Source organism: Blautia fusiformis, from assembly GCF_020686995.1.
GTDB classification, from domain to species: Bacteria; Bacillota; Clostridia; order Lachnospirales; family Lachnospiraceae; genus Blautia_A; species Blautia_A fusiformis.
Window position 1 is genome coordinate 212,327 of sequence record NZ_JAJEPT010000005.1, and the last position, 11,454, is coordinate 223,780.

An 11,454-nucleotide genomic window follows, 5' to 3' on the forward strand; every position below is an offset into this window, starting at 1 on the left:
ATCTATTTATGCAAAAGAAAAAATATCCATTGTTTCCAGCCGTAAAAGAACCCTTTTTCTATGGAAATATTATTTCTGGACGATCACTGGGAGATGTGGTTTACCTGGCATCCAGGAAAAAATACTGTTTCCGTCTTCAACTGGTTTTTGAATCCGGTGATGTTAGGACGGTACAGAGAACCTCATCTGACAAGCAGACGGCCCGTATGGAAAGGGATCTTGCACTGATGCACATTGCCAGGGGAACTTTCATCCCTTTTTCTTATACAGTCAGGGAATTCTACGAATACTGGTTTTATCATCATATGATCGGAGAAAAACGAATTTCCTATAATACCTATACTTCTTATCGCAGCATCTTGAATAATCATATCCTTCCCGTGATCGGACACCAAAAACTTGATTGTCTGCAGAGAAAAGACCTGATCCGGGCATTACGGAAGATTCCTTCAAGAAATGTACAGCGTACCGCCATCGGAATGATATCAGGGTCTCTGCGCTATGCACAGGAACGGAGTTATTTTCCAGTAAACATATACAGCGGTCTCAATTATGAATTAAAGAAATCCGGTCTTTTTCAAAAAGAAACGAAAACAGAAGCAAACGTATATACAGTAGAACAGGATGCGCATCTTTTACATCTCTGCCGGAAACAGGAACCACAGATCTATCTTCCTATGCTTCTTGCCGTTACTGCCGGTCTCAGAGTATCGGAGGCGATCGGACTGAAATATGAAGATATTGATTTTCTTAATAAAAAACTTACCGTGACACGTCAGCTCGGAAGAAGTCTGTATCCGGAAAACTCTCATATAGAGCGGCCAGCATTGTCGCAGGAAATCCAGCTGAAAACAGCGAGGAGCCACCGGCAGGTAGAACTGGCAGACTTTGTCCTTGACGAGATTCTGCTGGAACGGCAGCGGTATGAAAAACGCAAAGCAGAAGATCCAGGCTTTCAGAATCTGGGATATATCTGCTGCCAGAAAGATGGACGCTGCTATAATCGCAGATTTTATACAGATGCTTATAATCGGATTCTGCAACAATGTGAATTTCCAAGACTTGAATGGAGAAAATTCCGTAATACCTATGCGACAATTCTGTCTGATTATCAGGTCCATATCAAAACAATTTCTCAGTGTCTGGGACATTACAGCCCGGATTTCACCAAGAAAGTTTACGTGTTTGTAAAAGAGCCGGACGTTTATGACATTTCTCACGCAATCGGGGAATATGTTTCTACGAACCGTCTTCTACCTGTTCCCCGTAGCTGGAAAGAAACAGATGTCTACCTGCTCCCAGGAGATTCCGTCTACAGGGAATATTTTTTGAATAATTTTTATTCCATTTAAAACATCACTGGTAATATAAATTTCATAGTGGAAAGTTCTCCCTGCGGTTCCGCAATCTGCTGACACAGGGTCAGCATCCGGCTGGGGTTTGTATAACCAAAGAGCTCCATGATCCTTTTAATATGCTTTTCTTCTTTTATAAGACTGGCAAGATACATATAGCGAAGATCTCCCATTGTGATACCAGGCAGGCCTGCAGCCTGCGTAATCTTTTTCAATCTGGTGTTTAATGCTGGAAGTGTCTTTGTCTTTCCGTATGGTCCAAGACAAAGAACATCTTTTTCAGCCAGGCCTGGATATTTTTTATGGATGCGCTCATTCTGAGATTTTCTGCATTTAATTTCATCAAAAAGGAAATCTGGCACAGGTAGGGTGCGGTAGTTACTTTCACCACGGAGCTTTCTGTTACTGTATTTTTCTTGTCCTGCTTTTGATTCATAATGCTCATTGGTACTATAATTTCTGATATGCATCCCAGTTACGGTAACAGTACCTGCTCTCAGATCAAAACTGTCATACTTAAGGTTCAGGATTTCCCCGGCTTTCAGTCCGCAGTAAAGTGCCAGGGCAAATTCAAGATAATGGGAAGCCGTATCATTTTTTGCAGCTGACAGGAAACAGGAAAGCTGTTCCGGCGTATAAAGGATCAATTCTTTCTCAATTGCAGAATAATTTTTCAAATCCAGGAAAAGCCACAGATTTCCAATTTTGTTTCCAAGCCCATTTGTTATGAGAATACGGAGAAAACGGTGTAAAGAAGCTGCCGTATTTTCGCTTTTTATGCTCACACGTTCCAAAAGTGCATTCAGGAATATCGCATATGTCTTTTCCACGGGCAGCCCCATAGCTGGAAGATTCGGCTCAATAACACTAAAAATCATCTAGCGGTAGTAAGCATCTGTACTGCTGCTGGTTGAAGTGGGAAGGTAATTGTTGTAGTACCAGTATTCCAGGTAATCTTCCAAAGTGATGCCTTCTTTCTTTTCGGTTGTTTCTTTCATGTCTTTTTTCTTTTCTGTCATCAGCCATTACAGGCCGTTTTTTGGTCAGTTATAAGCGGATTTAATTTCTGCTTTTAACTCTTACATTACTGATATGTATGATTTGCATTCTATTATCCCTCCATTTTTATCAATTTTTGACAAAATGAAAAAATTTTTTACTTAGAATATTCCGAAATGAAAAAAGACAAATTTTAGCACTTTGGAAAAAGCAAACGATTTCCCTTGAATTTATGAAATGACCTGTATTATAATAAGATAATTAACGGCATATGCTAAAATAAAAACATAAGTGACCATGTGCCATTTTTTGAGTCAAAACGGCCTGGAAAATGCATACTATTTTTCAAGTTTATTCAGAAAAAAGGATACGGTATGCCACCATCAGGAAAATCTCTGTTTTGGCAGAAAGTAACAATTGTTGAAAGGAAAAGAATGAGAAAATTAGCACTTAGTGATGAAATTTTAATGAAGGTTGACAAAGCTGCCCGTTATATCGGCGGTGAAGTCAACTCCGTAATGAAAGATAAAAATGCAGTAGATATCCGTTTCGCAATGTGCTTCCCGGATGTCTACGAGATCGGAATGTCAAACCTGGGCATGATGATCCTCTATAACATGTTCAACCAGCGCGAGGACGTATGGTGTGAGCGGCTCTTTTCCCCATGGCCGGATCTGGATAAGGTGATGAGGGAGGAGAAGATCCCGTTGTTTGCACTGGAATCCCAGGAGCCTATCCGGGATTTTGATTTTCTTGGAATTACGATCGGGTACGAGATGTGTTATACCAACATCCTCCAGGTACTGGATCTCAGTGGTATCCCGCTGAAAAGTGCAGACCGTGGTGAGGATTTTCCTATTGTGATCGGTGGCGGTGCCTGTGCGTATAATCCGGAGCCGCTGGCACCTTTTTTTGATATGTTTTATATCGGAGAAGGTGAAACGGTTTATGATGCACTTTTTGATGCGTACAAGGCAAATAAAAAGGCTGGTGGCAGCAGGAAGGATTTTCTTCTGGCAGCAGCTAAGATCCCTGGAATTTATGTTCCATCTCTTTATGAAGTTACCTATAAAGAAGACGGCACGATCGCATCCTTTGCACCGACGGCGGATGGTGTTCCTGAGAAGGTCCAGAAACAGCTGATCATTGATATGGAAAAGGAATATCGTGCTGTGGAGGCACCGGTCGTTCCTCACATTAAGGCAACACAGGATCGTGTAACTCTTGAGATCCAGAGAGGATGCATTCGAGGCTGTCGTTTCTGCCAGGCAGGTATGATCTATCGTCCGACCCGTGAACGTGATGTGGAGACTTTGAAGGAATCGGCGCGTATCATGCTGAAAAATACAGGACACGAAGAGATTTCCCTTAGTTCCTTAAGCTCCAGTGACTATTCCCAGCTGAAAGAACTGGTGAACTTCCTGATCGAAGAGTTTCATGGAAAGGCTGTTAATATTTCCTTACCATCTCTCAGGATCGATGCGTTTGCACTGGATGTTATGAGTAAAGTGCAGGATGTAAAGAAAAGCAGCCTGACTTTTGCTCCGGAGGCCGGTTCTCAGCGACTTCGTGACGTTATCAACAAAGGTCTGACAGAGGAAGTGATCCTCCATGGTGCGGGCGAAGCATTCAAGGGTGGCTGGAATCAGGTGAAGCTTTACTTTATGCTCGGTCTTCCCACAGAAACAGAAGACGATATGAAGGGAATTGCTCATCTGGCACAGAAGATCGCAGAGACCTATTATGAGGTGGTTCCGAAAGAACAGCGTAAAGGCAAGGTACAGATCAACGTCAGCACATCTTTCTTTGTGCCGAAGCCGTTTACCCCATTTCAGTGGGCACCAATGTATACAGAGCAGGATTTTGTGGAAAAAGCCAAGGTGGTTAAAAATGAAGTCCGCGCCCAGCTGAATCAGAGAAGTATCCGTTATAACTGGCATGAACCGGATGTAACAGCTCTGGAAGGATTTCTCGCACGCGGGGACAGACGATGCGCGGATGTGATCCTGAAGGCTTATGAAAAAGGTGCCCTTTACGATGCTTGGACAGAAAATTTTGATTATGATATCTGGAAGGAAGCTATGGCTGAATGCGGAGTGGATATGACATTCTACACACTTCGTGAAAGAAGCCTGGATGAGATCCTTCCATGGGATTTCATTGATACCGGTGTCAGCCGCAGATTCCTGGAGCGTGAATGGCAGCGTGCAAAAGAGGGTGTTGTGACGGAAAACTGCCGTCAGAAATGTTCTGCATGTGGAGCTATGAAATTTAAAGGAGGTGTCTGCCTTGAAGGTAAGAATTAAATTCAGCAAAGAGGGTCCTATGAAGTTTGTGGGACATCTGGATACCATGCGTTATTTCCAGAAAGCGCTTCGTCGTGCAGAGCTCCCGGTAGCGTTTTCCGGTGGATACAGCCCGCATATGATCATGTCTTTTGCGGTTCCACTTGGAGTGGGGATGGAGAGTCTCGGAGATTATTTTGACCTGGAAATGGCAGAAGATATGCCTACTGCAGAGATCGCAGCCCGTCTGGAGGAACAGATGGCAGAGGGGATGCATATCGTTAGCGTCCGCAAGGTAGAGGATGGAAAAGCGGGTAAAGCGATGGCACTGGTGGCAGCAGCAGATTATCTTGTGGAGTTCCGTCCGGGCAAAGAGCCTTCTATTGACTGGAAAAGCCGTGTGAAAGAATTTCTGGCACAGCCGGAGATCAAAGTGACCAAGCAGACCAAGCGTAGCGAAAAGGAGATCGATCTTCGTCCGAATATCTATAAAATGGAAGTAAGAGAGAATGGGTTCTTTTATATGCTGGCATCTGCAAGCTCTAATTATACGAAGCCGGAGATGGTAACAAACACCTTTTTCCACTGGATTGGAGAAGAACTTCCGGAATTTGCCTTCACAGTGAAACGTCTGGAAATGTATGCCGATAAAGGAGAAAATGCAAGCCCACGTTTTGTGACTCTGGAATCATTAGGTGAGGAAATTGAGTAAACTGATCATAACAAGAATGGAGATCCATGGTGTGCCCTGTACAGTAGCGGCTCTTTCGGAGGAGGAACGGATCGTTGAGATCCGACTGGAATCCGATCAGGAAAAATCCATTCTTGGAAATATATACACCGGACAGGTCGAAAATATCGCATCCAATATCCAGGCGGCTTTTGTGCAGATCGAGCCTGGAAAGAGATGCTACTATTCTCTTGCAGAGGCACAGAGAGCTGTTTTTTCCGCAGGAAGAAAAGGAAACGGACCATTGCGGCCTGGAGATGAGCTCCTGGTACAGGTGAGCAGGGATGCCATGAAGGGAAAACTTCCGGCACTGACATCCAATCTGAATTTTACGGGAAGATATCTTGTTCTCACTACAGGAGATAAAAAGTTTGGTCTGTCTTCCAAGCTGGCACTGGAAGATCGCCATCGCCTCAGCGGATGGCTGAAAGAGGAAGCAGAGCGTCCGGATAAGGAATTCGGTATCATTGTCCGGACCAATGCCGCAGACGCTTCCAAAGAAGAGATCCTGAAGGAACTGGAGTGGCTGAAGGGCCGCTACCATAAAGCCGTAGTTCAGGGACGGAACCGTACCTGTTTCAGTCTTGTACTGGAGACAGAACCATTTTATGTGGCTGCTGTAAGGGATGCTTATGGTCGTGACTTGGATGAGATCATTACCGATGTGCCGGAAATCAGAGAAATGATCCTAGGATATCTGGAAGAGATCAGCCCGGAGCTTAAAGAAAAGCTTCGTTTTTATCAGGACAAACTTCTTCCGCTTTATAAGCTGTATCGCGTGGAAACCGCACTGGATGCGATCCAGAAAGAAAAAGTATGGTTGAACAGCGGCGGATTTCTGGTGATCCAGCAGACGGAGGCCTTTGTATCCATTGATGTAAACAGTGGAAAATATATCGGAAAGAAGAAAATGGAAGAAACCTTCCGTAAGATCAATCTGGAAGCGGCAGCGGAGATCGGCCGGCAGTTGCGGCTGCGTAATCTTTCAGGTATTATCCTGATCGATTTTATCAACATGGAAAATCCGGATCACAGAGATGAACTCTTTCATGTTTTACAGAAGCTTCTCAGAAAGGATCCGATAAAGAGCAGGGCCATTGATATCACACCATTGCATATCCTGGAAATGACCAGAAAGAAAGTAAGACGTCCGGTGATCGAGGACATTCGTGAGCTTACAAAAAAATAATAAAAATATCAAAAAAACTATTGACATAACAGTATGTCACTGTTATGATAATTGAGTATGCCGCACAAAGAGGTTAAAGAGCTTCAGTTTCAGAACAGGAGCCACCGAATTTGGCGAGTAAATAATTAGGAGGTGCCACAGATGTACGCAATTATTGCAACAGGTGGTAAACAGTACAAGGTTGCCGAGGGTGACGTAATTAAAGTTGAAAAGCTCGGTGTAGAAGCTGGTGAAACCGTAACATTTGACAACGTGATCGCAGTCAGCAATGACGGATTAAAGGTTGGCGAGGATGTAAAAGATGCCAGTGTTACCGCTTCTGTAGTTGAAAACGGTAAGAATCGCAAGGTCATCGTTTACAAATACAAACGCAAAACTGGATATCACAAGAAAAACGGACATAGACAGCAGTACACCAAAGTTAAGATCGAAAAGATTAACGGTTAATCTGGTGTCATCATGATTACAATTAAAGTCAGAAAGAAAAACGGATCTTATGAAGAATTTATTTCGAAGGGACATGCCGGTTATGCAGAAGCCGGACAGGATATTGTCTGTGCTGCGGTATCTGCACTGATCATTACCACGGTGAATTCTCTTGAGAAATTCACAGATGATAAATTTGATGTGCAGGAAAAGGATGGATTTGTTTCCATTCATTTCAGAAATGATCTTTCTGAACGGGGGATGCTCCTTATGGATTCCTTACTTCTCGGTCTGACGGAAATTGCTGGTAGTTATAACAATCGATATTTGACAGTAAAAGTCAAGGAGGTGTAACAACAATGATGAAGATGAACCTTCAGTTATTCGCACATAAAAAGGGAGTTGGTTCTACAAAGAACGGTCGTGATTCCGAGTCTAAGAGATTAGGTGCGAAAAGAGCAGACGGACAGTTTGTAAAAGCCGGAAACATTCTTTACAGACAGCGCGGAACCAAGATTCACCCAGGTGAAAACGTAGGCTGCGGTAAAGACTATACTTTATTTGCACTTACAGACGGAGTCGTAAGATTCACAAGAAAAGGTCGCGATAAGAAACAGGTTTCTATCGTTCCTGTAGACGCAGAGTAATGAAATAGGTAAAAGGCTTCAAATCGATCCGGTTTGGAGCCTTTTTTTGGAATAGAGGTGTAATATGTTTGCAGATAGAGCAAGGATCATTATCCGCTCCGGTAAAGGCGGCGACGGACATGTAAGCTTCCGACGTGAGCTGTATGTACCTAATGGCGGGCCGGATGGCGGCGATGGTGGCCGTGGCGGTGATGTGATTTTTGAGATCGACGAGGGCCAGAATACTCTCGGAGACTACAGACACAGAAGAAAATATAAAGCTGAGGATGGCCAGGAAGGCGGTAAAAAACGCTGCCATGGTGCAGACGGTAAGGATGTGGTCCTGAAGGTTCCGGAAGGTACGGTGATCATGGATGCGGAATCCGGCAAGGTCATCGCGGATATGTCCGGTGAGAATCGTAGACAGGTCGTATTAAAAGGCGGTCGTGGTGGAAAAGGCAATCAGCACTATGCAACAGCTACCATGCAGGTACCGAAATATGCCCAGCCTGGACAGCCGGCTCAGGAGCTTGAGGTTCTCCTTGAGCTTAAAGTGATCGCAGATGTTGGTCTGGTAGGCTTTCCGAATGTAGGTAAATCTACCTTCCTTTCCCGTGTGACAAATGCACAGCCGAAGATCGCTAACTATCATTTTACAACGTTGAGCCCTAATCTTGGCGTTGTAGATACTGATAACGGCGGCTTTGTTATCGCTGATATCCCGGGACTGATCGAAGGTGCATCGGAAGGTGTGGGGCTTGGACATGAATTCCTCCGTCATATTGAGCGTACACGAGTTATCATCCACATTGTAGATGCCGCTTCCGTAGAAGGTCGTGATCCAGTGGAGGATATCCACAAGATCAATAAAGAACTGGAGGCCTACAATCCGGAAATTGCAGCAAGACCGCAGGTGATCGCAGCCAACAAGATTGACTGTATTTTTGATGATGGCGAAGAAAGCCCTATTGATCAACTGAAAGCAGAATTTGAGCCACAGGGTATTCCGGTTTATCCAATTTCAGCCGTTACCGGGCAGGGTGTCAGAGAACTCCTTTTCCATGTGAAAGAGCTTCTGGATAAGAGCCCGATGAAACCGGTAGTGTTTGAACAGGAATTCTTCCCGGAAGATGTTCTTGTAAATGAAAATCTTCCGTTTACTGTGGAGCGCAGCGAGGAAGATCCGGAAGTATTCCTTGTGGAAGGTCCTAAGATTGAAAAAATGCTTGGCTATACAAATCTGGATTCTGAGAAGGGATTTGCCTTCTTCCAGAAATTCCTGAAAGAGGGCGGTATCCTGGAGGAACTGGAAAAAGCCGGTATCCAGGAAGGCGATACGGTTCGTATGTATGGCTTTGATTTTGATTATTATAAATAAGAGGTATGACAATGACAAGTAAGCAGAGAGCATATTTAAAAGGCCTTGCCATGACAATGGATCTGATCCTTCAGCTTGGCAAGGGTGGTCTTACTCCTGAAAATACCGCTGCTGTTGAGGAAGCTCTTGCAGCAAGAGAGCTGATCAAGATCAGCGTTCTTCAGAACTGTCTGGAGGATCCACGTGAAATGGCACAGGTTCTTGCAGAGAGAACAAGATCTCAGGTAGTACAGGTGATCGGTAAAAAGATCGTTCTCTACAGAGAAGGTAAAAAGGACAAGAAAAAAATCATTCTTCCGTAATCTCGGGAGGTTATAAATGAGCAAAGCAACAAAAAAAATAGGAATCATGGGTGGTACTTTTGATCCCATTCATATGGGGCATTTGATCCTGGGAGAAAAAGCCTATGAACAGCTTGAGCTTGATAAAGTTTTGTTCATGCCCTGCGGAAATCCACCTCATAAACGGAACCGTAAGGGCAGAGCGACTGATGAACAGCGTGCGGAAATGGTCCGTCTTGCCATAGAGGATAATCCTCACTTTGAGCTGTCTCTGATCGAGATGCATGAGGAAGGCTATACGTATACTTACCGGACTCTGGAACAGCTGAATAAAGCGAATCCGGACACAGAGTATTATTTTATCATCGGTGCAGATTCGCTTTTTAATTTTGATACCTGGATGGAACCGGAACGCATTTGTCAGGAAGCAGTACTGGTAGTGGCAACCAGAGATCATACTCCATTGAAGGAACTTGATCAGCAGATGCAACTTCTGTCACAGAAGTATAACGGGAATTTTATTCGACTGGATACCATGAATATTGATGTTTCCAGTGAGCTGCTCCGTTCCTGGCATGAAAGCGGGCAGAGTCTCCGCTATTATGTTCCCAAGCCTGTGATTTCCTATATTGAGAAAAACGATATCTATAAAGGAAATGATTCAGATGGGAAAATATGATTTTATCAAGATAAAAAAGAAACTTTCCAAATATCTGGATGAGGCCAGATTTGAGCATACAATGGGGGTTATGTACACTTGTGCTGCGCTTGCCATGGTTTATGATTATGATCTGGAGGATGCACAGGCTGCAGGACTTCTTCATGACAGTGCAAAGTGTATTCCTAATAAAAAGAAACTGAAGCTGTGCAGCCAGCATGATATTCCGGTATCAGATTTTGAAAAGGATCATCCGTTTCTTCTTCATGCCAAACTGGGGGCTTATGTGGCCAGCAGTAAATATGATATTAAAGACGAAGAGATCCTGACAGCGATCACTTATCATACAACAGGAAGACCGGGAATGAGCCTTCTTGAGAAGATCGTATATATTTCAGACTATATTGAACCAATGCGTGACAAAGCTCCGAATCTTGCGAAGGTGCGAAAGATTGCTTTTGAAGATCTGGATGAGTGTATGTATGAGATTTTAAAGGATACACTGGAATATCTGGAGGAAAATCCCAAGGAAATCGACAGTACGACCAGGGATGCTTATGTTTATTATAAAGAACTCCATGACAGAAAAATGCAGGATGCAGCCAACAGACAGGAGGATTAAAATTCTATGAGTATCGAAAAAGAGATGGTCCGGATCGCCTGCAAGGCACTGGATGATAAAAAAGCAAAGGATATCAAGATCATTGATATCCATGAGGTTTCCGTGATCGCAGATTATTTTGTGATCGCAAGTGCTTCCAACCAGAATCAGGTACAGGCAATGGTTGACAATGCAGATGAAATGCTTGGCCGTGCCGGATATGAAGCAAAACAGATCGAGGGAACCAGAAACTCCAGCTGGGTCCTCATGGATTACGGTGATATGATCATCCATATCTTTGATGAGGAAAACAGACTTTTCTACGATCTTGAGAGGATTTGGAGAGACGGCAAGATTCTTGATGCGGAAGAATTTCTTGGTGAGAATTGTACAGAAGTAACTAGCATTTTTCTATAATTTGTAAAAACAATTATTCTGTAGCAAACCAACCAACAAAACGAAGCGTATTACTGGCAAAACCGGTGATACGCTTTTTTAATGGAGGCAAAATGAAAAAATTTAAAGCTAAAATCTACCTAAAAAACAAAAAAGAATTAAATGAATACCTAAAAAATCTCGTAAAAATAAAGAAAAACCCTACTTTAGAAGATGTGAAATTTTCATTCAAGTGGGAAACAATCCCTTGTGACCAATAACTAACATTTGGAAATATCAGGGAAAAAGAAGATGTGGAGGAAATATAATTATAAATAACGAAATACCTAAAACAATTCCGGTCGCAGACTATGCCGGATATATTATGAAAAATTTTAAGCCAGATGTCATAAAATTCAAAAAGCCTGAATCGGAATGGACAGAAGAAGAACATACAGAATATACAAAGTGGGTTCTTAAACTGTCTATGGCACATAGATTCAAGCAACAAATACAGGAGAATAAGCCCTTAACAAATAGGGACAAAAGGA

14 protein-coding genes are annotated in these 11,454 nt (G+C 43.3%); 13 read left to right on the plus strand and 1 reads right to left on the minus strand.

All coding sequences use genetic code 11. From position 1 onward, the window contains the following. Positions 1–8: 8 nt before the first annotated feature. A complete protein-coding gene (locus tag LKD46_RS06665; RefSeq protein ID WP_021652076.1) occupies positions 9–1,352 on the plus strand; it encodes a tyrosine-type recombinase/integrase in 1,344 nt (447 codons plus the stop codon). Here the strand turns inward: LKD46_RS06665 and LKD46_RS06670 are convergent. Beyond that, a complete protein-coding gene (locus tag LKD46_RS06670) occupies positions 1,349–2,185 on the minus strand; it encodes a tyrosine-type recombinase/integrase (RefSeq protein WP_158526512.1) in 837 nt (278 codons plus the stop codon). The two genes, LKD46_RS06665 and LKD46_RS06670, sit on opposite strands and share 4 nt — an antisense overlap. 603 nt (positions 2,186–2,788) lie before the next feature. Between LKD46_RS06670 and LKD46_RS06675 the strand changes: the two genes are divergently transcribed. From LKD46_RS06675 to LKD46_RS06730, 12 genes are all read left to right on the plus strand, one after another. Then, complete coding sequence (locus tag LKD46_RS06675; protein ID WP_110104122.1) at positions 2,789–4,660, plus strand: TIGR03960 family B12-binding radical SAM protein; 1,872 nt, start codon at positions 2,789–2,791, stop codon at positions 4,658–4,660. Next, a complete protein-coding gene (locus LKD46_RS06680; RefSeq protein ID WP_334292737.1) occupies positions 4,635–5,351 on the plus strand; it encodes a TIGR03936 family radical SAM-associated protein in 717 nt (238 codons plus the stop codon). Before LKD46_RS06675 ends, LKD46_RS06680 begins: the two co-directional genes overlap by 26 nt. Next, entirely contained in the window at positions 5,335–6,558 is a 1,224-nt protein-coding gene (locus LKD46_RS06685; protein WP_110104102.1) for a ribonuclease E/G, read from the plus strand. The genes LKD46_RS06680 and LKD46_RS06685 overlap by 17 nt, the downstream gene beginning before the upstream one ends. 141 nt (positions 6,559–6,699) lie before the next feature. Then, positions 6,700–7,005 carry a 50S ribosomal protein L21 gene (gene rplU, locus LKD46_RS06690; RefSeq protein WP_015525170.1) on the plus strand — a complete coding sequence of 102 codons (306 nt, stop codon included), beginning with the start codon at positions 6,700–6,702 and terminating at the stop codon, positions 7,003–7,005. 12 nt (positions 7,006–7,017) lie between these two features. After that, positions 7,018–7,338 (plus strand): ribosomal-processing cysteine protease Prp, encoded by a 321-nt coding sequence (locus LKD46_RS06695; RefSeq protein WP_015525169.1) that lies wholly within the window; start codon positions 7,018–7,020, stop codon positions 7,336–7,338. A gap of 5 nt (positions 7,339–7,343) precedes the next feature. Next, a complete protein-coding gene (rpmA, locus tag LKD46_RS06700) occupies positions 7,344–7,631 on the plus strand; it encodes a 50S ribosomal protein L27 (protein ID WP_015525168.1) in 288 nt (95 codons plus the stop codon). Between the two features lie 64 nt (positions 7,632–7,695). After that, positions 7,696–8,988 carry a GTPase ObgE gene (gene obgE, locus LKD46_RS06705; protein ID WP_110104101.1) on the plus strand — a complete coding sequence of 431 codons (1,293 nt, stop codon included), beginning with the start codon at positions 7,696–7,698 and terminating at the stop codon, positions 8,986–8,988. Positions 8,989–8,999: 11 nt separating this feature from the next. Next, positions 9,000–9,290: a ribosome assembly RNA-binding protein YhbY gene (yhbY, locus tag LKD46_RS06710; RefSeq protein ID WP_227573944.1), complete on the plus strand. Its 291-nt coding sequence runs from the start codon at positions 9,000–9,002 to the stop codon at positions 9,288–9,290. Positions 9,291–9,306: 16 nt separating this feature from the next. Continuing rightward, positions 9,307–9,948 (plus strand): nicotinate-nucleotide adenylyltransferase, encoded by a 642-nt coding sequence (gene nadD, locus LKD46_RS06715; protein WP_021652068.1) that lies wholly within the window; start codon positions 9,307–9,309, stop codon positions 9,946–9,948. After that, the gene (yqeK, locus tag LKD46_RS06720) at positions 9,935–10,549 is read left to right on the plus strand and encodes a bis(5'-nucleosyl)-tetraphosphatase (symmetrical) YqeK (protein ID WP_015525164.1); all 615 of its coding nucleotides are present in this window, start codon (positions 9,935–9,937) and stop codon (positions 10,547–10,549) included. Before nadD ends, yqeK begins: the two co-directional genes overlap by 14 nt. Positions 10,550–10,555: 6 nt before the next feature. Then, positions 10,556–10,945 carry a ribosome silencing factor gene (rsfS, locus tag LKD46_RS06725; RefSeq protein ID WP_021652066.1) on the plus strand — a complete coding sequence of 130 codons (390 nt, stop codon included), beginning with the start codon at positions 10,556–10,558 and terminating at the stop codon, positions 10,943–10,945. 92 nt (positions 10,946–11,037) lie between these two features. After that, complete coding sequence (locus tag LKD46_RS06730) at positions 11,038–11,184, plus strand: hypothetical protein (protein WP_158526511.1); 147 nt, start codon at positions 11,038–11,040, stop codon at positions 11,182–11,184. Positions 11,185–11,454 lie beyond the last annotated feature (270 nt).